Source organism: Micromonospora sp. 15K316 (genome assembly GCF_004348525.1).
GTDB lineage: Bacteria > Actinomycetota > Actinomycetes > Mycobacteriales > Micromonosporaceae > Micromonospora.
The window spans coordinates 1-21,130 of sequence record NZ_SMKG01000041.1; the positions used below are offsets into that span (position 1 = coordinate 1).

Annotated in this window: 16 protein-coding genes and 1 pseudogene; 10 read left to right on the forward strand and 7 right to left on the reverse strand. The window is 73.6% G+C overall.

All coding sequences use genetic code 11. From position 1 onward, the window contains the following. The 5 genes and pseudogenes from E1211_RS11625 to hisF form a co-directional block, all read left to right on the forward strand. A pseudogene (locus tag E1211_RS11625) lies at positions 1–965 on the forward strand (hypothetical protein); the annotation flags it as partial. A 133-nt stretch (positions 966–1,098) separates the two neighbouring features. Beyond that, entirely contained in the window at positions 1,099–1,545 is a 447-nt protein-coding gene (locus E1211_RS11630) for a MarR family winged helix-turn-helix transcriptional regulator (RefSeq protein ID WP_132348304.1), read from the forward strand. Between the two features lie 6 nt (positions 1,546–1,551). Further along, entirely contained in the window at positions 1,552–1,977 is a 426-nt protein-coding gene (locus E1211_RS11635; RefSeq protein WP_132348306.1) for an organic hydroperoxide resistance protein, read from the forward strand. After that, a complete protein-coding gene (locus tag E1211_RS11640) occupies positions 1,974–2,978 on the forward strand; it encodes an NADP-dependent oxidoreductase (RefSeq protein ID WP_132348308.1) in 1,005 nt (334 codons plus the stop codon). The genes E1211_RS11635 and E1211_RS11640 overlap by 4 nt, the downstream gene beginning before the upstream one ends. Before the next feature lie 164 nt (positions 2,979–3,142). Next, on the forward strand, positions 3,143–3,907 hold the full coding sequence (gene hisF / locus E1211_RS11645; RefSeq protein WP_132348310.1) for an imidazole glycerol phosphate synthase subunit HisF: 765 nt from the start codon (positions 3,143–3,145) through the stop codon (positions 3,905–3,907). 32 nt (positions 3,908–3,939) lie between these two features. Here the strand turns inward: hisF and E1211_RS11650 are convergent, their stop codons facing one another. Continuing rightward, positions 3,940–4,398 (reverse strand): hypothetical protein, encoded by a 459-nt coding sequence (locus E1211_RS11650; RefSeq protein ID WP_132348312.1) that lies wholly within the window; start codon positions 4,396–4,398, stop codon positions 3,940–3,942. A gap of 97 nt (positions 4,399–4,495) precedes the next feature. Next, complete coding sequence (locus E1211_RS11655) at positions 4,496–5,149, reverse strand: YitT family protein (RefSeq protein WP_132348314.1); 654 nt, start codon at positions 5,147–5,149, stop codon at positions 4,496–4,498. 58 nt (positions 5,150–5,207) lie between these two features. Here E1211_RS11655 and E1211_RS11660 point away from each other — a divergent pair, with 58 nt between their 5' ends. Next, entirely contained in the window at positions 5,208–6,665 is a 1,458-nt protein-coding gene (locus tag E1211_RS11660; protein ID WP_132348316.1) for a PLP-dependent aminotransferase family protein, read from the forward strand. A gap of 52 nt (positions 6,666–6,717) precedes the next feature. On the opposite strand, the gene E1211_RS11665 is transcribed toward E1211_RS11660, so the two are convergent. The 3 genes from E1211_RS11665 to E1211_RS11675 all read right to left on the reverse strand — a co-directional run bounded on the left by E1211_RS11665 (position 6,718) and on the right by E1211_RS11675 (position 10,365). Beyond that, complete coding sequence (locus E1211_RS11665; protein ID WP_132348318.1) at positions 6,718–8,544, reverse strand: long-chain fatty acid--CoA ligase; 1,827 nt, start codon at positions 8,542–8,544, stop codon at positions 6,718–6,720. A 126-nt stretch (positions 8,545–8,670) separates the two neighbouring features. Then, positions 8,671–9,612: a terpene synthase gene (locus E1211_RS11670; protein ID WP_132348320.1), complete on the reverse strand. Its 942-nt coding sequence runs from the start codon at positions 9,610–9,612 to the stop codon at positions 8,671–8,673. Positions 9,613–9,735: 123 nt separating this feature from the next. Beyond that, on the reverse strand, positions 9,736–10,365 hold the full coding sequence (locus E1211_RS11675) for a TIGR03085 family metal-binding protein (protein WP_132348322.1): 630 nt from the start codon (positions 10,363–10,365) through the stop codon (positions 9,736–9,738). 223 nt (positions 10,366–10,588) lie between these two features. Between E1211_RS11675 and E1211_RS11680 the strand changes: the two genes are divergently transcribed. Together E1211_RS11680 and E1211_RS11685 are read left to right on the forward strand one after the other, a co-directional pair. Beyond that, positions 10,589–12,469, forward strand: coding sequence for an ABC transporter ATP-binding protein (locus E1211_RS11680; protein ID WP_132348324.1), 1,881 nt, complete (start codon positions 10,589–10,591; stop codon positions 12,467–12,469). 55 nt (positions 12,470–12,524) lie between these two features. After that, entirely contained in the window at positions 12,525–14,321 is a 1,797-nt protein-coding gene (locus E1211_RS11685) for an ABC transporter ATP-binding protein (RefSeq protein ID WP_132348326.1), read from the forward strand. Between the two features lie 34 nt (positions 14,322–14,355). On the opposite strand, the gene rpsD is transcribed toward E1211_RS11685, so the two are convergent. Next, positions 14,356–14,967 (reverse strand): 30S ribosomal protein S4, encoded by a 612-nt coding sequence (gene rpsD, locus E1211_RS11690; RefSeq protein ID WP_132348328.1) that lies wholly within the window; start codon positions 14,965–14,967, stop codon positions 14,356–14,358. 69 nt (positions 14,968–15,036) lie between these two features. Between rpsD and E1211_RS11695 the strand changes: the two genes are divergently transcribed. Next, positions 15,037–15,780 (forward strand): DUF2470 domain-containing protein, encoded by a 744-nt coding sequence (locus tag E1211_RS11695; RefSeq protein WP_132348330.1) that lies wholly within the window; start codon positions 15,037–15,039, stop codon positions 15,778–15,780. Between the two features lie 50 nt (positions 15,781–15,830). On the opposite strand, the gene E1211_RS11700 is transcribed toward E1211_RS11695, so the two are convergent. After that, positions 15,831–16,805 carry a LacI family DNA-binding transcriptional regulator gene (locus E1211_RS11700; protein ID WP_132348356.1) on the reverse strand — a complete coding sequence of 325 codons (975 nt, stop codon included), beginning with the start codon at positions 16,803–16,805 and terminating at the stop codon, positions 15,831–15,833. Between the two features lie 149 nt (positions 16,806–16,954). Here E1211_RS11700 and E1211_RS11705 point away from each other — a divergent pair, with 149 nt between their 5' ends. After that, the gene (locus E1211_RS11705) at positions 16,955–20,992 is read left to right on the forward strand and encodes a discoidin domain-containing protein (protein ID WP_132348332.1); all 4,038 of its coding nucleotides are present in this window, start codon (positions 16,955–16,957) and stop codon (positions 20,990–20,992) included. Positions 20,993–21,130: the final 138 nt, after the last annotated feature.

The window sequence follows — 21,130 nt, forward strand, 5'->3', positions numbered from 1 at the left end:
GGGCCGGGCCGGGCGGTGGAGCGCCGGTGGGGCGGGCCCGTCTCGTGCCGGCCGGTGCGCCGGCGCCCCGCCCGCCGGCGCCGCCGGGGCGGCTGAGCGGTTCGGACACGGCGCAGGCCGGGGACGCCCGGCTGACGGCGGAGTGCTGCGGTGACGGGGTGACCGCCCGCTTCGACTACGACGACAGCGAGATCCGGATGAGCGGCTCGGTGAGTCTGCTCATGGAGCGACCGAGGGGCACCTTCGACTTCGCCATCTCGGGCGCCTCGATCACCCGGGCGGAGTTCTCCATCACCGGCGGTGCCGGCCTGCGGGTGGCCGTCAAGGCGGCGACCAAGGTCGGCAACACCCGGAACCTGTCGAAGTCCCTCGTGCTGCCGACGTCGTTCGACTTTCCGATCGCGACAATCCTCGGGGTGCCCTTCTCGGTCCGGGTCAGCCAGTCGTTGGAGATCAAGACGGCGTTCAGCGCGAAGGACGGCTACCTGGAGGCGGGCGGCGAGTACGCCCTGACGGGCGCTTTCGGCTACGGGTACCACCGCCCGTACTGGGGTCCGGTCTCGCCGGGCGGGTTCGGCGTCCGCAAGAGCCTCACGAACTCGATCACGGGTGTCTCGGTCGGGGTGAGCGGGCTGGTCGTCAGCTACGACGTCAAGTTCAGCGTGGGGATCGGGGTGGTCGGGTTCCACGCGGGGCTGTACGTCGCCCTGCGGGCCTCCGTCGGCGCGAGTCTCGGCTCGGGGGCGGGGGCGCCGCTGCTCGCCTGCCGGGGCGCGGGGTTCGGCCTGACCCTGCGGTACGGGCTCGACTACTCGATCCCGAAGGTCGTGGCCGACGTGCTCAACTTCTTCCTCAGGACCTTCAACACGAAGCCGATCAAGCATCGGGGCGAGCTGGGCGACGAGCATGTGGTGCTGAGACGGAGCGAGACGGTGCCTCCGGACGCGCCACTCTGCGTCGGCTGAGCCGCCGCGGTCACCTCGCCGGTGGACGCGGCGGCGGGACCGATCGGCTGAGCCGCCGAGGTCACCTCGGCGGTGGGCGCGGCGGCCGGACTGAAAGGTTGCGCGCAATTTAATTGCGCGTTACCTTTCCGGGATGACCGATGACCTGGTGTTGCGCCGCCAGGTGTGCTTCGCGCTCTACGCGGCGTCGCGTGCCGTGACCGACGTCTACCGGCCCATCCTCGACGCCGTCGGGCTGACCTACCCGCAGTACCTGGTGCTGCTGGTCCTCTGGGAGCACGACGGCGACGCCCCCACCGTCTCCGCTCTCGGCGCCGAACTGCGGCTGGACTCCGGCACCCTCTCCCCGCTGCTCAAGCGGCTGGAGGAGGCGGGCCTGGTGCGCCGGCGGCGGTCGACGCGCGACGAGCGACGGGTCGAGGTCGAGCTGACCGACGCCGGTCGGGCGCTGCGGCGACAGGTGGAGGACGTGCCGCTGCGGATCGCCCGGGCCACCGGGCTCTCCGAGAACGAGCTGGTCGCCCTCCGCGACACCCTCACCCAGGTCACCGAGACCGTCCACCGACAGAAGGAGCAGTGACCCCTCATGCAGGTGCTCTACACCGCCTCCGCCACCTCCACCGGTGACGGCCGCAGCGGACACGTCCGCACCGCCGACGGCATCCTCGACCTCGACCTCGTGCCCCCCACCGAGATGGGCGGCGCCGGTGGCGGCGCCAACCCGGAGCAGCTCTTCGCGGCCGGCTACGCGGCCTGCTTCCACTCCGCGCTGCGGGCCGTCGCCCGCCGGACGAAGGCGGACGTGACCGACTCCGCCGTCGAGGCCGAGGTGGGCATCGGCCCGAACGGCGCCGGCGGCTACGCGCTGACCGTCACGCTCGTGGTCGACCTGCCCGCCGCCCCGCGGGCCGCCGCCGAGGAGCTGGTGGCCCAGGCGCACCAGGTCTGCCCTTACTCCAACGCCACCCGCGGCAATATCGAGGTGGCGCTCCGCGTCCGGGCGGCGGCGTGACCGGCACGGTGAACCGGGAGATCCACCTGGCGTCCCGCCCGCAGGGCTGGCCGACGACGGAGAACTTCCGGCTGGTCGAGACCGAGGTGCCGAAGCCCGGGCCGGGGCAGCTCCTGGTTCGCAACCGGTACATGTCGGTCGACCCGTACATGCGGGGCCGGATGAACGACGCGAAGTCGTACGTGCCGCCGTACGCGCTCGACGCGCCCCTGACCGGAGGTGCGGTCGGCGAGGTGCTGGGCGGCGAGGCCGACGGCTTCGCCCCCGGCGACACGGTGCTGCACGGGCTCGGCTGGCGGGAGTACGCGCTCGTCGACGCCCGCTCCGCCCGGAAGGTCGACCCGGCCCTGGCGCCGGAGACCACCTACCTGGGGGTGCTCGGCATGGCCGGGCTGACCGCGTACGCCGGGCTGCTGGAGGTGGCCGGGATGCGGCCGGGGGAGACGGTCTTCGTCTCCGCCGCGGCCGGCGCGGTGGGCAGTCTGGTCGGGCAGATCGCCAAGCTCCGGGGCGCCGCCCGGGTCGTCGGCAGCGCCGGCTCGCGGGCGAAGGTCGACCGGCTCGCCGCGCTCGGCTTCGACGCGGCGTTCGACTACCACGACGGTCCGGTCCGCACGTCGCTGAAGGCGGCCGCGCCGGAGGGGATCGACGTCTACTTCGACAACGTGGGCGGCGACCACCTGGAGGCCGCGATCTCGGCGCTGCGGCCGCACGGCCGGGTGGCGATCTGCGGCATGATCGCCCAGTACAACGACACCGTGCCGCCGGCCGCGCCGCGCAACCTGGCGCAGGTCATCGGCAAGCGGCTCACCCTGCGCGGCTTCCTGGTCGGTGATCACGAGGGGCTGCGCGACCAGTTCGTCCAGGAGATGGCCGGTTGGCTGCGAGAGGGGCGCGTCTCGTACGACGAGACGGTCGTGGACGGCATCGAGAACGCCCCGTCGGCGTTCCTCGGCCTGCTCCGCGGGGAGAACCTCGGCAAGATGCTGGTCCGCCTCTGACGCCGGGGGCGGGCAGCCGGCGAACGCCAGGGGCCCCTCCCGCCGTCCCCGGTGGCGAGGGGCTCCGTCCGCACCGCGGCCGGTGGCGGGGTTCACACCACCGGCGACACCCGCGACGGCTCGGGCGGGGCGTCCGGCCCGGCGTGGGGGATAGGCTCGGCGACATGACGGTGGCGGTACGGGTGATCCCCTGCCTGGACGTGGACGCCGGGCGCGTGGTCAAGGGGGTCAACTTCGTCGACCTGCGCGACGCGGGCGACCCGGTCGAGCTCGCGGCGGCGTACGACCGGGCCGGCGCGGACGAGCTGACCTTCCTCGACGTCACCGCGTCCAGCAGCGACCGCGGCACCATGCTCGACGTGGTGCGGCGCACCGCCGAGTCGGTCTTCATCCCGCTCACCGTCGGCGGCGGCGTACGCAGCGTCACCGACGTGGACACCCTGCTGCGCGCCGGCGCCGACAAGGTCGGGGTGAACACTGCGGCGATCGCCCGGCCGGAGCTGATCGCCGAGATCGCCGACCGGTTCGGCCGGCAGGTGCTGGTGCTCTCGCTCGACGTGCGCCGCGCCCCGGGTGTCACGGCCAGCGGCTTCGAGGTGACCACGCACGGCGGCCGCCGGGGCACCGGCATCGACGCGGTCGACTGGGCCCGCCGCGCCGCCGAGTTGGGCGCCGGGGAGCTGCTGGTCAACTCGATGGACGCCGACGGCACCAAGGCCGGGTTCGACCTGGCGCTGATCCGGGCGGTCCGGCAGGTCGTGGACGTGCCGGTGGTGGCCAGCGGCGGCGCGGGCGAGGTGGCGCACTTCCCGCCGGCGATCGACGCCGGCGCGGACGCGGTGCTCGCCGCGAGCGTCTTCCACTTCGGCGAGCTGACCGTCGCCGACGTGAAGGGCGCGCTGCGCCACTGCGGCCACCCCGTCCGCTGACGGGCGGCCCGCACCCGCGGCGGGTCGCCGCGTCAGCGGTCCGGATGTCCCTCCGGGGAGCGGCGCGGGGCCGGGATGGAACGGACGACGTACTCCTGCACGGCCGCGGCGTGGTCGGCCTCGTCGAGCGTCCACTCCGCGCTGCCGGGCGCGTGCCGGCGGCCGAGCACGCCCTGCATGGTGTCCACAGTGGTGGCCACGCCGGCGCTGGGTCGGCTGCGCCAGAGTTGCTCACCCTCGGCGGTGATCCGGAACCAGCCATCGTCCACACTGACCAGACCGGCGCCGAGCAGCCGGCGCACGGCCGCCTCGACCTCGTCCCGCTGCGGGATGGCCCGGTTCAGGTGGTCGGCGGTGGAGAGCACGTCGGCGAGGCGTACGCCCTCCGGGCGTCGGCTGGACGCGGAGCGGCGGTGCCGCCCCGCGCCGCTCGCGATCACCAACGACACGAAGATCCAGGCGTCGCTCCAGCGCCATCCGCTCTCCCCCATGCAGAGATGATGCCGGTCCGGATCGCGGAAGGAAACACTTGGCCGGCGTCCACCCTCCCGCCCGGCGAACGTCTCCTGGCCGGACGGGGTCGAGGCGTCAGCCGGCCGGCTGCGCGGCCACCCGCCCGGTGCCGACGTCCCCGGGGTCCGGGATGGCGAACAGCGGTACGAAGAACTGGGCGAGCGGCCCGATGGCGAGCGCGTACGCCACCGTGCCGACGCCGGCCGTGCCGCCGAGCAGGAAGCCCAGCGCCAGCACGGTGATCTCGATCACCGTGCGCACCAGCCGGATCGAGCGGTGCGGTCGACGGGCCACGAAGCCGGTCATCAGGCCGTCGCGCGGGCCGGGGCCGAGCCGGGCGCCGAGGTAGAGGCCGGTGGCGGCGCCGTTGGCCACGATGCCGGTGACGAGCAGTCCGATCCGGATCCACAGTGGCCCGCCCGTGGGCAGCAGCGCGAGCGTCGCGTCCACGACCAGACCGATGACCACCACGTTGCTGACCGTGCCGAGGCCGGGCCGCTGCCGCAGCGGGATCCAGAGCAGCAGGACGACCGCGCCGACGGCGATGGTCACGGTGCCGAAGGAGAGGCCGGTGCGCTCGGAGAGCCCCTGGTGGAACACGTCCCAGGGGTTGAGGCCCAGCCCGGAGCGGATCATCAGCGCCATGCTGATCCCGTAGAGGGCGAGGCCGAGGTAGAGCTGGGTCAGCCGGCGGACCGGGCGGTGCCGCAGATTGCCAATCGCTGCCATGCATGCCACCCTAGGTGCCAATTCATCGGGTGATAGAGCCAATCCGGGGGAGGTGGCCATGACCAGTCAGGTGCGGGGAGTCCAATTGGCCCGGCTGCTCGGGCAGTGGCATGCGCTCCCCGGTCGCCGACGCAGCCCCGACTACGCCGCGCTCGCCGGCGCGATCCGCGGGCTGCTCGCCGACGGACGGCTGCCGCTGGGCGTACGGTTGCCCGCCGAGCGGGAGCTGGCCCAGGCGTTGAAGATCAGCCGGACCACTGTCACCGCCGCCTACCGGCAGCTGCGGGAGAGCGGCCACCTGGCCAGCCGGCGGGGCGCGGGCAGCTGGACCATGCTGCCCGGAAACCACCGGGTGACCAGCACCGGGCTCTGGACACCGGTGGACGACGTCGACACGATCGACCTCGGCGTCGCCGCGCTGGCCGCGCCGCCGGAGCTGGTGCCGGCCGCCCGGGCCGCCACCGAGGACCTGCCCCGCTACCTCAGCGGGGCCGGCTACCACCCGACAGGCATCGTCGAGCTGCGCGAGGCCGTCGCACGCGGCTACACCGACCGGGGCCTGCCGACCTCGCCCGATCAGATCATGGTGACCAGCGGCACCCAGCACGCCCTCGACCTGGTGCTGCGGCTGGCCCTCTCGCCCGGCGCCGGAGTCCTGGTCGAGTCGCCGACCTACCCGAACGCGCTCGCCGCGCTCGCCGCCCGCCGGGCCCGGATCGCCACCCACGGGCTCGCCTCGGACGGCGCCGGCTGGGACGCCGACCTGCTGCTCGGCAGCATCCGCCAGGGCCGGCCGAAGCTGGCCTACCTCATCCCGGAGTTCCAGAACCCCACCGGCCACCTGATGGCCGGCGACCTGCGGGAGCGGGTGGTGGCCGCCGCGCATGCCGCCGGTACCGACCTGGTGGTCGACGAGTCCTTCGTGAGCCTGCCGCTGGACGGCACGCCGGTGCCGCCGCCGGTGGCGACGTTCGACAGGCACTCCCGGGTGATCTCCATCGGCGGGATGAGCAAGCCGTACTGGGGGGGCCTGCGGATCGGCTGGGTACGCGCCTCCGCCCCGCAGGTGCAGCGCCTGGCCGCGGCCCGCGTCGGCGTGGACATGGCCAGCCCGGTGCTGGACCAGCTGGTGGCGGTGCACCTGCTGGCCGAGGCGTCGGGCATCGTCGCGGACCGCCGGGCCCAGCTCACCGTCCAGCGGGACGCGCTGCTCGGCGCGCTCGCCGAGCGGCTGCCGGACTGGCGGGTCACCGTGCCGCGCGGTGGGGTGACGCTCTGGGCGGAGCTCGACGGGCCGATCTCCAGCGCCCTGGCCCGGGCCACCGAGGAGGTCGGCGTACGGCTGGCGCCGGGTCCCCGGTTCGGTCTGGACGGCACCCTCGAGCGATTCCTCCGGCTGCCGTTCACCCTGCCCGCGGCGGAGCTCGTCGAAGCGGTGGGCCGGATCGCCGCGGTCCGCTACGACCTGGACCGGGCCGCCCGTCCCCAGTGGCGGGAGCCGGCGGTCATCGCCTGAGCGCGCCACCGGCCCCGCCCCGGGACGGGAAACGGGGCCGGCGGCGGGCGGCTCAGAGCTCGGCGAGGGTGCCCTCGTACATCTTGTCGATCTCGGCGGCGAAGTTCGTCTCGACCCCGCGACGCTTGATCTTCAGCGACGGGGTGATCTCGCCGTCCTCGATGGTCAGGTCCCGCGGCAGGATGGTGACCTTCTTGATGGTCTCCCAGCGGTTGAGCCTGCCGTTGAGCTGGGCCACGTACTCCTCGACCATGGCCTGCGCCTGCGGGGCGGCCACGATCTCGGCGTAGTCGCGTCCCGCCAGCTCGGTGCCGGCCGCCCAGCCCTTGATCGCGTCCGGGTCGAGGGTGACCAGCATCGTGCAGTAGTTGCGGGCCTGGCCGATCACGATCGCCTGCGAGGTGTACGGGCAGATCGCCTTGAACATCCCCTCGATGTGCGAGGGGGCGACGTACTTCCCGCCGGAGGTCTTGACCAGGTCCTTCTTCCGGTCGGTGATCCGCAGGTAGCCCTCGGCGTCCAGGCTGCCGATGTCACCGGTGCGGAAGAAGCCGTCCTCGGTGAACGCGGCGGCGGTCTCCTCGGGCAGGTTGTGGTAGCCGCGCATCACCGGCCGGCCGCGTACCAGGATCTCCCCGTCGGTGTCGATCCGGCACTCCAGGTCGCCCATCGCCTTGCCGACCGTGCCGATGCGCAGCCCGTCCGGTGGGTTGACGAAATTGCCGGCGCTGGTCTCGGTCAGGCCGTAGCCCTCGGAGATCGGCAGGTTGGCGGCGGCGAAGAAGGTGGCGATCTCCGGGCTGAGCGGCGCCGCGCCGGACACCAGCACCCGGATCCGCCCGCCGAGCCGGGCCTGGAGCTTGCTGAACACCAGCTTCTCGGCCACCCGGTAACGCAGCCTCAGCCCGCCCGGGATCGGGCTGCCGGCCTGCTCCAGGGCGACCTTCTTCTTGCCGACCTCGACGGCCCAGGCGAAGATCTTCGCCTTCGCGCCGCCGCCGCCCTGCGCGGTGGTCACCGTCCGGTTGTAGACCTTCTCGAAGACGCGCGGCGCGCCGCACATCAGCGACGGCTGGATCACGCCGAGCAGGTCGACCAGCCTGTCCACCCGGCCGTCCACGTAGGTCGGCAGGCCGACGTGGGTCGCGCCGCAGAGCAGGGTCTTGCCGAACGAGTGCGACAGCGGCAGCCAGAGGTACTGCAGGTCGTCCTCCCGCAGCAGCCCCAGGTTGGCCTGCGCCACGCCCTCCCAGCACCAGCCGCCGTGCAGCAGTTCGACGCCCTTCGGGCGGCCGGTGGTGCCCGAGGTGTAGATGAGGGTGGCCAGGTTCTCCGGGCCGATGCCGGCGACGATCATGTCGATCAGGTCGGGCTCGGCGGCGAGGGCCTGCTCGCCGCGCTGCTCCAGCTCGGCGAGGGTGAGCTGGGGGACGGCGGCGGCCGGGTCGGGCGCGCCGTCGAAGAGCACCACGTGGGTGAGCGCGGGCAGGTCGGCGCCGGCCACCTTGGCGGCCTGAGCCGGATTCTCGGCGAAGAGCACCCGGGAACCGGAGTCGGCGATGATGTAGGTCGCGTCCTCGGGCTCGGTGGTGGGGTAGACGGTCGTCGTCGCACCGCCGGCACACATGATCCCGAAATCCGCGAGCACCCACTCGATCCGGGTGTTCGCCAGGATCGCCACCGGATTCTCCAGGCCCACGCCGAGGCCGTGCAGCCCGGCGGCGATCGCCTTGGCGCGCTGGGCCATCTGCGCCCAGGTCAGCCAGACGGGGCCGGAGTCGTCGGCCGCGGGGTGGGCGAAAGCCTGGCGGTCGGGGGTCGCCGCCACGCGTTTGAGGAACATGTCGGGAATGGAACGGTACGGTACATCGAGAGACATCGCTGTGCCGCCTTCGGGGGTGTGGCGTGACGGGCGTCACGTCATGGTGGTTACCGAAGGGTATGCGTGGCACCCCCGGCCGGGCTACCCCCGGTGATCGTCCGCAACGGCGGCCGGTGTGGCCGTTCAGGCGTACCGGGCGGCGACCAGCGACCAGTCGTAGGTGGCCCGGATCCAGTTGCGTCGCGCGGTGAGCACCGGGTGCACCGAGGGGTCGCCCGCCGCGAGGAGCTCCGCCTCCGCCGCCAGGTACGCCGACAGCGTGTCGTTGAACCGGTCCGCCGCCGCGCGCAGCGCGGCCTGCTCGTCGTGGCCGGACTCCCGGGCGATCACGGTGACCAGGTTGTGCCCGTCCGGCGCGGCGCGCTCCTTGGAGTAGGAGAAGACGTCGTTGCACCAGCACACCAGGTCCGCCGCGAGCGTGTCCACGGCGAGCAGGGTCGGCTCGGTCCGCGTCGCGGCACCCGGGAAGCCCGCCAGGGCGAGGTCGGTCAGCGCGAAACTCGGGTGTACGCCGCCGGTGTGCCGGCGCATCTGCACGTACTCGGCCACCCCGGGCGCCCGCCCGTGCTCCCGGTTGCTCGCCTCCCACAGCAGCGCGAGCAGGTAGTCCCGGACCCGGCTCACGAAGCGCAGCAGTAGGGCCGACCGTCCGCGGCCCCGAACCCGGCGGCAGAGGTCGTGCAGCGCGGCACCGAGCGGGCCGGCGGCCGCCGGCCCCGCGCCGTCCCCGTGCCGGTCGAGCACGTCGAGCAGGTTCGCGACGACCGGTGCGAGCCGGGTGGGCGCCGCGCCGAGACCGTCCTCGTCGCAGGCGTCGTCCATCACGAAGAGCCAGGAGATCAGGTCGGTCAGCAGGCGGACCTCGTCGATCGGGCCGTCGGGCGCGGCCCGGCCGGCCAGTCCGGCCGCGTCGGCCCGGCGCAGCCGGCTCAGCCGGTGACCGGATTCGATCAGGCCGAAACTCTGCGCCCAGGCTGTGCTCTCCCCCGTGAGCCGATCCGTGCTGCCGTGGCGTCGTGCGGGGAAGGGGGGTTCCCGCAGCGCCGAGACCGCGAAGGTCCGCATGGTGCCCCCAGTCGCGCCGTCCGGTGCGAACGACGCGGGAAAGCGTACGGGAGCAAAGATCGGTTCGGGTCGTTGGGTGCACATTGCAGGACGGTCGGTGAGTGACCGATTATGTGCACTGAGTTATATCCCCAGGTCGGCCCCGCGCAGCCGCTGCGTCAACTCCGCCGGGCCGTCCAGCTGGACCCGGGACACCCGTTGCCGCCCGGAGAGGAAGAGCGCGAGTTCGCCGGGGGGCGCGACCAGCCGCACCCGTTCGCCACCCCGGCCGGCGGAGAGCTGCCCGTGACCGGGCGCCTGCACGTAGACGTCCGCGGGGAATCGACGAAGCGCCAGCCGGGCCAGCGGGGCGGCCCGCCGCCACAGGGCCGACCGCAACCCGGCGGGAAGCTCCCGAGGCGACCACCCCGTCCCGCCCCGCCGCACGTCCTCGTGGTGGATGAAGAACTCCATGGTGTTGGCCAGCTCGTCGGTGAGCGGGTTGCTGACCGGGCTCCAGAGCGGCGGCCGGCGCACCTGGGCCACCAGTTCGGCGAAGGGACGCGCGGCGACGCCCCGGCGGACCCGCTCGGCGTAGCCGCGCAACGGCGCGAGCACGAGACCGCCGGCGGCGTCCGGCCGGCGTTCCCGCACCACGAGGTGCGCGGCGAGATCGCGGATCGACCAGCCCTCGTTGACCGTCGGCGCATCCGGTCCCAGGGTGAGCATGAGATCGGCCAGCGCGTCGCGCTCGGCTCGGGCGTACCGGGGCATGACCCGATGGTAGGCCCGGACGCGGCGCCCGGCGCGCCGCCGGCGGCCGGTCGGCCCGTCGGCGACCCCGGCGACCAGGTCACGGGCCCGCCGAGCGCCGCCCGACGACCGGGGTCGCCGGAGTGTCGGCCACGTGACGGCCGACATAGCCGGGCGGACGGCGGGGCCGCCCCCGGACCGGTAAGGATGGGGGAGATAATTACGGCTTACGGCGGGGGAGAACGTGTCGAGCGGTACGAATCGGGACGTGGTCGGCCGGGGACTGGCGGTCCTCGGGCGGGCGATCCGGGAGCAGCCACGGATCTTCACAGTTGCGGTCGTCGGCAGTGTGCTCTTCGGCTCGATGGTGATCGCCAGCGCGTACGTGGTCGGCGCGGTGGTCGGGGACGTGGTCGTCCCGTCGATCGAACGCGGTTCGGTCGCCGCGGGCACCCTGGCGCTGGCCGCGGTGGCGCTCTTCGGGATCAGCGTGCTGCGGGTGGTGGGCATCTTCGGCCGCCGGCTCGGTGCAGGCTACATGCAGTACCGCCTCCAGGCCGCCTACCGCCGCCGGGTCACCCGCCGCTACCTGGAGCTGCCGCTGGCCTGGCACCACCGCAACTCCACCGGCACCCTGCTCTCGAACGCGAACTCCGACGTCGAGGCCGCCTGGTACCCGATCGCGCCCCTGCCGTTCGCGGTCGGCACGCTGGTCATGCTGGTCGGCGCGGTCGTCTCGCTCTTCGTCACCGACTGGGCGCTCGCCCTGGTCGGGCTCGCCGTCTTCCCGGCGCTCTTCGCGCTGAACGTGGTCTACTCCCGCCGGATGGCGCCTCGGCAGGCGCGCGCCCAGCGGCTGCGCGCCGAGGTCAGCGGCATCGCGCACGAGAGCTTCGACGGCGCGCTCGTGGTGAAGACGATGGGGCGGGAGGCGCAGGAGACCAGCCGCTTCGCCGGCCGGGCCGGTGAACTGCGGGACTCGCTCATCGCGGTAGGCCGGCTGCGCGGCGTCTTCGACCCGATGCTGGAGACCCTGCCCAGCCTCGGCACCCTCGCCGTCCTGGTGGTCGGCACGTTCCGGCTCCGGCAGGGCGCCATCGGCGTCGCCGACCTGGTCAGCGTGGCCTTCCTCTTCACCGTCCTGGCCTTCCCGGTGCGGGCGATCGGCTGGGTGCTGGCCGAGCTGCCGCGCAGCGTCGCCGGATGGGACCGGTTGCGCCGGGTGCTCGACGCCACCGGCGAGATGCCGTACGGCGACCGCGAGCTCGACCCCGCCGACCCGACACCCGCCACGCTCACCTTCGACGACGTCTCCTTCGCGTACGAGCCGGCCGAGGCGCACCTGCCCGGCGCCCAGGTGCTCGGCGAGGTCTGCTTCACCGTGCCGGCCGGGAAGACCGTGGCGCTGGTCGGGCCGACCGGCGCCGGCAAGTCGACGATCGCCTCCCTGGCCGTACGGCTGGTGGACCCGCGCTCCGGCACGGTCACCCTCGACGGTGTGGACGTGCGTGAGCTGACCGCCGGGTCACTGGCCCGCACCGCGGCGCTCGTCGCCCAGGTGCCGTTCATCTTCGACGACACCGTCCGGGCGAACATCGCGCTGGACCGGTCGGGCGTCACCGACGACGACGTGTGGGCCGCGCTGCGGCTGGCGGAGGCGGACGGCTTCGTGGCCGCGCTCCCCGACGGGTTGGACACCATGGTCGGGGAGCGCGGGACCTCGCTCTCCGGCGGGCAGCGGCAGCGGCTCACCCTGGCAAGGGCCCTGGCGGGACGGCCGCGGCTGCTGGTGCTCGACGACGCCACCAGCGCGGTCGACCCGCGGGTGGAGGCCGCCATCCTGGCCGGGCTGCGCTCCGCCGACCGCCCCGGGGCCGCCCCGGCCTCGATCCTCGTGGTGGCGTACCGGCGGGCCACCATCGCGCTCGCCGACGAGGTGATCTACGTCGAGCAGGGCCGGGTGGTGGCCCGGGGCACGCACGCCGAACTGCTCGCCACCGTGCCCGGGTACGCGAACCTGGTCACCGCCTACGAGCAGGCCGAGGTGGAACGCGCCCAGGAGCAGCCGTACGACCCCGAGGCGGATCCACTGCACTCGGGTCTGGAGATCGAGGTGGACCGGTGAGCGCGAGGAGTGCAGCGCAGCGGAGCCCCGCAGTCGCGAACGAGAGGCGGGACCGGTGAGCGCGACGAGCACCGCGCAGCGCGGGGCGGAGGCGCCCGAGGCGCCCGAGACGACCTGGCAGACCCTGCGGCGCGGCCTCGCGCTCTCCCCGGAGCTGCGTACCGGGTTGCTCGGCACGCTCGCGCTGGCCCTGATCTACATGATCGGCCGGGTGGCCGTGCCGGTCGCCGTGCAGCAGGGCATCGACAACGGCATCGTCGGCGGGCTCGACCTGGACGTGGTCTGGACGGTGGTGGCGGCGGCCGCGGCCATCCTGGCGGTGACGACGCTCTGCGGCTACCTGATGATGCGCCGGCTGTTCACGGTCAGCGAGACCGCGCTGGCGAACGTCCGGATCCGGGCCTTCCGGCACGTGCACGACCTGTCGATGCTGCACCAGCAGTCCGAGCGACGTGGCTCGCTGGTCTCGCGGGTCACCAGCGACGTCGACCAGATCACCCAGTTCCTCCAGTGGGGCGGGGTGATCCTGCTGGTCAACCTCGGTCAGCTGGTGGTCACCACGATCGTGATGCTGGCGTACTCCTGGCAGCTGACGTTGATGGTCCTCGCCGCCTTCCTCCCCGCGGTCTTCGTGATCCGGTCGCTGCAGCGGCGCCTCGGCACCGCGTACGGCATCGTGCGGCAGCGCACCGGGACGCTGCTCGGCGCGATCGGGGAGAGCGTGGTCGGCGCGCCGGTGATCCGGGCGTACGGCATCGCGGGGCGTACCGCCCGCCGCCTCGACGAGGCGATCGACGGCCAGCGCCGGGCCCAGCAGCGGGCCATCCGGATCAGCATCATGGGCAGTTCGGTGGGCGAGTTGGCCGCCGGGCTGGCGCTGGCCGGCGTGGTGGCGCTCGGGGTCGTCCTCGGTGTCGGGGGCTCGCTCAGCATCGGCCAGCTGACCGCGTTCCTCTTCCTGGTCACCCTCTTCATCCAGCCGGTGCAGATCGCCACGGAGGTGCTCAACGAGGCGCAGAACGCCATCGCCGGCTGGCGTCGGGTGCTGAACGTGCTCGACGTGGCCCCGGACGTGGCGGACCCGGCCGAGCAGGGCCGTGACCTGCCGTCCGGCCCGCTGGACATCCGCTTCACCGGGGTGGGCTTCGCGTACCCGGGCGGTGCGCAGGTGCTGCACGACATCGACGTGGAGATCCCGGCGAAGAGCCGGGTGGCGGTGGTCGGCGAGACGGGCAGCGGCAAGACGACCTTCGCCAAGCTGCTCACCCGGCTCATGGACCCGACCGACGGCGCGGTGCTGCTCTCGGGGGTGCCGCTGAACGAGGTGCGGTTCGCCTCGCTGCGCGCCCGGGTGGTGATGGTCCCCCAGGACGGCTTCCTCTTCGACGCGACGGTGGGGGAGAACGTCCGGTTCGCCCGTCCGGAGCTCTCCGACGCGCAGCTCGTGGCGGCCTTCAGCGAACTGGGCTTGGCCGACTGGCTGGAGGGGCTGCCCGCCGGGCTGGACACTCCGGTCGGTGAGCGCGGCGAGGCGTTGAGCGTGGGGGAGCGGCAGCTGGTGGCGCTGGCCCGGGCGTACGTGGCCGACCCGGACCTGCTGGTGCTCGACGAGGCGACCAGCGCCGTCGACCCGGCCACCGAGGTGCGCCTGCAGCGGACCCTGGACGCGGTCACCCGGGGTCGGACCACCCTCGCCATCGCGCACCGGCTCTCGACCGCCCAGGCCGCGGACGAGGTGATCGTCGTCGACCGGGGTCGGATCGTGCAGCGCGGACCGCACGACGAGCTGGTCCGTGACCCGGAGTCGACCTACGGGCTGCTCTACGCCTCCTGGTTGGAGCAGACCCGCTGACCCCGGCACGGGTGACCGTGCCGGGGCGGCGGGGTCAGCGGGAGTAGTACTCGACGACGAGCTGCTCGTCGCAGATCACCGGCACCTTGTCCCGGGTCGGCTCGCGTAGCAGCGTCGCCCGGAGGCCGGCCAGGTCCACGTCCAGGTACGGCTGCCCCGGGCCGTCTCCCCGGTTCGCGCCGGCGGCCGCGGCCTGGAACGGCAGCCGCTCACGGCTGCGCGCGCGGACGCCTACCATCTGGCCGGGGCGCAGCCGGTAGGAGGGGCGGTCGACCTTCCGGCCGTCGACGGTGATGTGGCCGTGCGCGACCAGCTGGCGCGCCTGGTAGATGGTGCGGGCCAGGCCGGCGCGGTGGACCACGGCGTCGAGGCGGCGTTCCAGGAGCGCGACCAGCCGCTCGCCGGTCTTGCCCGTGCCCCGGGCGGCCTCGTCGAAGGTGCGGCGCAGCTGGGTCTCGCTGACGTTGTACTGGTGGCGCAGCCGCTGCTTCTCCAGCAGCCGTACCTGGTAGTCCGAGGTCTTGCGGCGTTGCCGCCCGTGCACCCCCGGGGGGTAGGGGCGGCGCTCGACGTAGCGGACGCACTTGGCGGTGAGGGGGATGCCGAGGGCGCGGGAAAGCCGGGCCTTGGGCCGGGCGTGGTTCACGTGGACGTCTCCGATCGGGTGCTCTATGGTGCTAGTTAGGTAAGCCTAACCTATGCAGGAGGTCGTGCCATGGGACCCAGCCCCGCGGAGATCGTCCGCACCCTTGTCGCGGGTCGGCTCCCCGGCCTCGTTCACCTGGCGCACCGGCCCGGTCCGCACCACGTACGGCACGTGACCGACCCGGAGGGACGGGTGCTACTGCTCGTGCCGGTGGTCAGCGACCTCGCCGCGGCGCTGCGCCCGGCCGACGGCGAGGAGGACGTGGCGATCGTCCTCGACGTGCTGGACCTGCCGCCCGCGGCGGGCGCACCCTCGCTCGGGCGGGCCTGGGTCTCCGGCTGGGCGGTCGAACTGGGCGGCGCGCAGGCCCGCGCCGCGGCGCAGGACTTCGCCGCCGTCGAGCCGACCGGTGACCTGCTCGACCTCGGCCAGCGGTTCCGCCTGTTCCGCTTCGAGGTGGCCGAGGCCCGCTGGGAACGCGCCGACGCCGTCCGCCGCGTCGACCCCGAGGTGTACGCCGGGGCCGAGCCCGATCCGCTCCACCCGATGGAGGCGGAGCTGCTGGCCGACCTCGCCGACCATCACGGCGCCGAGGTGACCGCCTACCTGCGCCGGCAGTTCGGCCTGACCGCCGACGACCCGGCCGACCCGCCCCGCGTGGTGCGGATGGACCGTTACGGTCTCGTCGTGGCCCTCGGTGGGCCGGGGACCCGGCGGCGGGCGCGGCTGGCCTTCCCGGCGCCGGTGGCCGACCACGCCGAGCTGGTCCGGCTGCTGCACCCGATGATCTGCCCGCGCGCCGCCGCCGGCTGACCGCCGTCCCCCGCGCCGGCCATGGCGAGAACCGCCGGGAACGGGGAGGCTCAGCGCCGGGGCAGGCCCCGGTCGACGAGCACTGTGGGGATCAGCAGGTCGCGCGGCGCGGAACGGTCGCCCTGGATCCGGCGGAAGAGGAGTTCGGCGGCGGTACGCGCCAGCGTGCGGGTGTCGTAGGCGACCACGGTGAACGGGTAGGGCAGCAGCCGGGACAGGTCGAAGTCGTCGAAGCCGAGCAGGGCGGCTGCGCTGCCCCGGCGGTGCAGCTCCTCCACCGCGCCGAGTGAGATCCGGTTGTTGAGGGCGAAGAAGGCGCTCGGCGGTTCGGGCTCGTCGAGCAGCTCGCCGACGACCCGGGCGGCCGTCTCCGGGTCCCGGATGCCGTAGCGGATCAGGCGGTCGTCCGCCAGCCCGGCCGCGGCGAGCGCGTCCCGCGCGCCGGCGAGCCGTTCCCGCATGGTGTAGATGGCTGTCGAGTCGAGCAGGATGCCGACCCGGCGGTGCCCGAGCTCGACGAGCTGCCGGACCCCGGCCCGGGCCCCGCCACGGTTGTCCAGCAGCACCGTGTCGGCGGGCAACCCGCCGGCCGGCCGGTCCAGGAAGACCGCCGGGGTGCCGCGCTCCACCTCGCTGCGGAGGAACGCGTGGTCGTCACCGGCGGGTACGACGAGCAGGCCGTCCACCTGGCGGGCGCAGAGGTCGCGCAGCAGCTGCTGCTCCCGGGCCGGGTTCTCCTCGGAGCTGGCGATGAGCAGCATCGTGTCGTGCTCGGAGGCGACCTCGGCGACGGCGCCCGCGATGGTGGCGTAGAACGGGTTGGCGATCTCCTCGATGAGCAGCCCGATCGTCGCGGTGGCCTGGCCGGAGCGGAGCGAGCTGGCCAGGTGGTTGCGGCGGAAGCCGAGCTCGGCGACGGCGGCGAGGACCCGCTGGGCCACCTCCGGTTGCACGTAGGGCGCGTTGTTGACGACCCGGGAGACCGTCTTCACGCTCACGCCGGCGAGGGCGGCCACGTCCACCATGGTGGGTCGCTTGGTACGGCCGGGAGCGCTGGTCACCTGCGAGACCTTACCGCCCCCGGGCGACGGGTGGATCGAGCCGGCGACAACACCTTGACACGTGTGATCGTTCGCCGCGAGGATCTGACAACGTTGTCAGCCCGGGAGGCATCATGTCCGACTCCGCGTCCATGTCGCGGCGAACCTTCCTGTCCACGAGCGCCACCCTGCTCGCCTCGGTCGGCGTGGCCGCCGCGCTGCCCGAGGCCGCCGGGGCGGCGGCCGCCGTGCCGGCGAGTGGAAGCGCCGCCACCGACCTGGCCCGGTACCGGCCGGTGAGCGTCTCCTCGACCGACTACGCGCCCACGCCGGGCTCGTTCGCCGTGGACGGACTGCCGCAGGCCGGCGTACGCGGCAGCGGCTGGCGGGCGGCGGCCGTCGCCGATCCACAGTGGATCTCGATCGACCTCCAGGCCCCGTGCCGGATCGAGGCGGTGACCCTGGTCTTCGAGGCCACGCTCGCCGACGGGCCGTTCGACGGCAACTACACCGACACCGACGGCGACGAGATCCTCTCCAGCGTCGCCGTGGCGTACCGGCTCGAGGTCTCCTCCGACGGGCGGAGCTGGCGGACCGTCCACGAGACCACCGAGGGTCAGGGCGGATCCCAGGCGATCCGGCTTCCGGAGCCGGTCACCGCCCGGTGGATCCGGATGACGGCCACGAAGCGCTCGAACAGCAACCCCGTCGGCCTCAACGGGTTCCAGGTCTACGGCACCGCGCTCGGCCACCGGCCGCCGGCCCGTGGCTGGACGAGCTGGGAAGGGGGCAACACCAAGCCGGCGCCCGCGCTCACCGTGGCCGCCGACGGGACCGTCGCGCTGGAGTCCGGCTGGTCGTTGACGATGGACGACTTCGCCCCCACCACCGACGGCGCGAAGCTCTCCACCGGCGGAGTCGACGTGCGGGACTGGCTCCCCGCCACCGTGCCCGGCACCGTGCTCGGCACCCTCGTCGACCGCGGTCACCTGCCCGACCCGGTCTCCGGCTTCAACAACATGCGCATCCCGGAGGCGCTCTCCCGGCACTCCTGGTGGTACCGGCGCGCCCTGCGGCTGCCCCGCGGGCTGGACACCTCCGCCGGCCGCCACGTGTGGCTCGAGTTCGACGGCGTCAACCACGAGGCCACCGCCTGGGTCAACGGGAAGCGGGTGGGCGACGTCAAGCACCCCTTCGCCCGGGCGGCCTTCGACGTCACCGCCGCGCTCGCCGGTCACGCCGAGCACGTCGTGGCCGTGCAGGTCACCCCGATGCCGCACCCCGGCACCCCCGGCGACAAGGGGGCCGACGGACGGACCTTCCTCCAGTCGGCCCACCACTACCTCGACGCGCCGACCTACCTCGCCGTCTCCGGCTGGGACTGGATGCCCGCGGTCCGCGACCGGGTCACCGGCATCTGGAACCACGTCCGGCTGCGCAGCACCGGCGCGGCCGTCCTCGGCGACCCGTACGTCAAGACCACCCTGCCCGACCTGCCGGGCACCGGCACCGCCGAGGTCACCATCGCCGTACCGGTGCGCAACGCCGCCGCCACGGCCACCACCGTGACCGTCCGCGCGGAGTTCGACAAGGTCAGGGTCGAGACCACGGTGACCGTACCGGCCGGCGGGGACACCACAGTGGAGTTCACGCCCGAGCGCTTCCACGCGCTGCGGCTGCGCAACCCCCGGCTCTGGTGGCCCAACGGCTACGGCGAGCCCCACCTCTACGACCTGAAGCTCACCGCCACCGTCGGCCGCAAGCCCAGCGACCGGCGGGAAGTCCGGTTCGGCGTCCGCGAGTTCGGCTACGACTGGCACCAGCCGATCCAGATCTCGCCACCCGGCACGCCCCCGCTGGACTTCGTCGACGGGGCCGCGACGCAGACCGTCACCTTCGACCGCCGGCACGCCCGGCACGTCCGGATCCAGGCCGGTCAGCGCGCCACCGGCTGGGGCGTCTCGATGTGGACGCTCTCGGTGGCCGACGGCGACGGCCCCGACCTGGCCCGGGGAAAGGCGGCGACCGCCTCCGGCTCGGAGAACGACACCAACGTCCCCGCCAACGCCGTCGACGGCGATCCCACGACCCGCTGGGCCTCCGAGTACGAGGACGACCAGTGGATCCGGGTCGACCTCGGCGAGGCTGTCGACTTCGACCGGGTCACCATCGTCTGGGAGCAGGCGTACGCGCTCGACTACCGCGTCCAGGTCTCCGCCGACGGGGAGTCCTTCACCGACGTGAGGGCGGTCAGCAACGAGACCCCGCTGGGCAGCCGGGCCACGCAGGTCGAGACGTTCCCCGAGCAGACCGCCCAGCACCTGCGCATCCAGGCCGGTACCCGGGCCACCTCGTGGGGCGTCTCGATGTGGACGCTCTCGGTGGGGCGGCAGGCCGAACCGGAGACCGACCTGGCCCTGCACGCCCCCGCGCGCGCCTCCTCCGCCGACAGCGACTCGACCGGCCCCGAGCGGGCCGTCGACGGCAACCCGCGCACCCGCTGGGCGTCGAAGGCGGAGGACGACCAGTGGATCCAGGTCGACCTCGGCGGGCCGGTCCGCTTCGACCAGGTGACGATCGTCTGGGAGCAGGCGTACGCCCGCGACTTCGTCATCCAGGTCTCCGACGACGGGCAGCGGTGGACCGACGTCACGTCGGTGAGCAACAAGATCACCGAGCTGAAGATCAGCGTGAACGGCGTGCCGGTGTTCGCCCGGGGCGGCAACTGGGGCTGGGACGAGCTGCTGCGCCGGGTGCTGCCCGACCGGCTCGCCGACACGGTCGAGATGCACCGCGACATGAACTTCACGATGATCCGGAACTGGCTCGGCAGCAGCAACCGCGAGGAGCTCTACCAGGCCTGCGACGAGCAGGGCATCCTCGTCTGGAACGACTTCTGGCAGGCCGGCCAGTTCCTGCCCAACCCGCCCGGCTACGTCGACATCGCCGCCGACACGATCCGGCGGTACCGCCACCACCCGAGCATCGTCGTCTGGTGCGGTGCCAACGAGGGCGACCCGCCGCCGATCGTCGACGCGGGGCTCAAGCAGGCGGTCGCCGCCGAGCACCCGGAGATCCTCTACATCCCGAACTCCGCGAGCGGCATCGTCAGCGGGCGCGGGCCGTACCACTGGGTCGACCCGGCGACGTACGTCGACAACAAGATCTACGAGGCCGACTCCTTCGGCTTCCACACCGAGATCGGCATGCCGGTGGTCTCCGTCGTGGAGAGCATGCGCAACCTCGTCGGCGACGAGCCGGAGTGGCCGCCGAGCGTGGTCTGGAACCACCACGACTGGTCGATTATCGGCAACCAGCGCGTCGGCACGTACCACGAGGCGATCGACGCGCGGCTCGGCGAATCCGGCTCCCTCGAGGAGTTCGCCACCCGGGCCCAGTTCGTCAACTACGAGAGCCACCGCGCCATGTTCGAGGCGTGGAACGCCAACCTGTGGCAGGACGCCACCGGCCTGCTGCTGTGGATGTCGCATCCGGCGTGGCACAGCACCGTCTGGCAGACCTACGACTACGACCTGGACGTGAACGGCGCGTACTTCGGCACCCGGAAGGGCTGCGAGCCGCTGCACGTCCAGGCGGACCCGGGCACCTGGCGGGTGCGGGCCGTCAACCACACCACGACGGCCCTCGCCGGCGCCACCGTCACCGCCCGCCGGTACGACCTGCGGGGCCGGTCGTTGGGCGCGCCGCGGAGCCAGCGGGTGACCGTGGCGGCCTCGTCCACCTCGGCGGCGTTCGTGGTGCCCGCCCCGGAGGGCGGCGGGCTGCACCTCGTCCGGCTGGAGCTGCGTGACGGGCGCGGCCGGCTGCTCTCGGAGAACACCTACTGGCGTTACGGCGCGGCCGAGGAGATGCGGGCGCTCAACGACCTCGGGCGCACCCGCCTGTCGACGAAGACCGGTGGCGTACGCGCCGCCGGCGGTCGTGCCACGGTCAGCACGACGGTGCGCAACGAGGGCGGCACGGTGGCCGCGCTGGTCCGGCTGGGCGTGCGTGACTCGAACGGCGACCGGGTGCTGCCCGCCCGGTACGACGAGAACTACTTCTGGCTCCTGCCGGGTGAGTCGCGTCAGGTGGAGATCTCGTGGCCGGCGCGGCTGGACCTGCGGGGCCGCGTGCGGGTGTCCGCGCGGGCGTACAACTCGGCCGACTGAGGTCTGACGGAGGTCCGGGTGCGCCGGTCGCCCTTCCGGCGGTCGGCGCACCCGTCGGCGCGGCTGCCCGCGCGGCACGCCGCTGCGGCGCGGCCCGGCACCGATCGTGACGTGGGCGTCCCGCCGCCGGGCGGGCCA

Excerpts from the sequence above, each read along its gene's own strand:
- E1211_RS11630 (WP_132348304.1), top strand. The coding sequence starts at position 1,099 with ATGACCGATGACCTGGTGTTGCGCCGCCAGGTGTGCTTCGCGCTCTAC.
- E1211_RS11635 (WP_132348306.1), top strand. The coding sequence starts at position 1,552 with ATGCAGGTGCTCTACACCGCCTCCGCCACCTCCACCGGTGACGGCCGC.
- hisF (WP_132348310.1), top strand. The coding sequence starts at position 3,143 with ATGACGGTGGCGGTACGGGTGATCCCCTGCCTGGACGTGGACGCCGGG.
- E1211_RS11650 (WP_132348312.1), bottom strand. The coding sequence starts at position 4,398 with ATGGGGGAGAGCGGATGGCGCTGGAGCGACGCCTGGATCTTCGTGTCG.
- E1211_RS11655 (WP_132348314.1), bottom strand. The coding sequence starts at position 5,149 with ATGGCAGCGATTGGCAATCTGCGGCACCGCCCGGTCCGCCGGCTGACC.
- E1211_RS11660 (WP_132348316.1), top strand. The coding sequence starts at position 5,208 with ATGACCAGTCAGGTGCGGGGAGTCCAATTGGCCCGGCTGCTCGGGCAG.
- E1211_RS11665 (WP_132348318.1), bottom strand. The coding sequence starts at position 8,544 with ATGTCTCTCGATGTACCGTACCGTTCCATTCCCGACATGTTCCTCAAA.
- E1211_RS11670 (WP_132348320.1), bottom strand. The coding sequence starts at position 9,612 with ATGCGGACCTTCGCGGTCTCGGCGCTGCGGGAACCCCCCTTCCCCGCA.
- E1211_RS11675 (WP_132348322.1), bottom strand. The coding sequence starts at position 10,365 with ATGCCCCGGTACGCCCGAGCCGAGCGCGACGCGCTGGCCGATCTCATG.
- E1211_RS11695 (WP_132348330.1), top strand. The coding sequence starts at position 15,037 with ATGGGACCCAGCCCCGCGGAGATCGTCCGCACCCTTGTCGCGGGTCGG.
- E1211_RS11700 (WP_132348356.1), bottom strand. The coding sequence starts at position 16,805 with ATGGTGGACGTGGCCGCCCTCGCCGGCGTGAGCGTGAAGACGGTCTCC.
- E1211_RS11705 (WP_132348332.1), top strand. The coding sequence starts at position 16,955 with ATGTCCGACTCCGCGTCCATGTCGCGGCGAACCTTCCTGTCCACGAGC.